General features: G+C 55.1%; 1 rRNA gene. It reads right to left on the bottom strand.

What is annotated here, in order from left to right:
* Positions 1 to 97, bottom strand: a 5S ribosomal RNA gene (gene rrf, locus IF17_RS1000000137315); the annotation flags it as partial.
* Positions 98 to 285 lie beyond the last annotated feature (188 nt).

Here is a 285-nt window from a genome sequence, read left to right as displayed (position 1 = left end):
CCCACAGGGTCCCCCCTGCAGTACCATCGGCGCTGAAAGGCTTAGCTTCCGGGTTCGGAATGTAACCGGGCGTTTCCCTAACGCAATGACCACCGAAACCCTATCGGGTTCTAGCGAACAAGCACACTCTTCAATTAAGTAGTGAAACTGTTCAACCGGTGCGATAACTGTTCGCAACCCGGGAACAACACAGTGGACGCGAGCAACTGAGGACAAGCCCTCGGCCTATTAGTACCAGTCAGCTCCACCCCTTACAGGGCTTCCACATCTGGCCTATCAACCCAG

The organism is Streptomyces cyaneofuscatus, from assembly GCF_000718135.1.
GTDB lineage: Bacteria > Actinomycetota > Actinomycetes > Streptomycetales > Streptomycetaceae > Streptomyces > Streptomyces cyaneofuscatus.
Note: the sequence above shows the minus strand (reverse complement) of the source record. Positions and strands in the feature narration are given on the sequence as shown.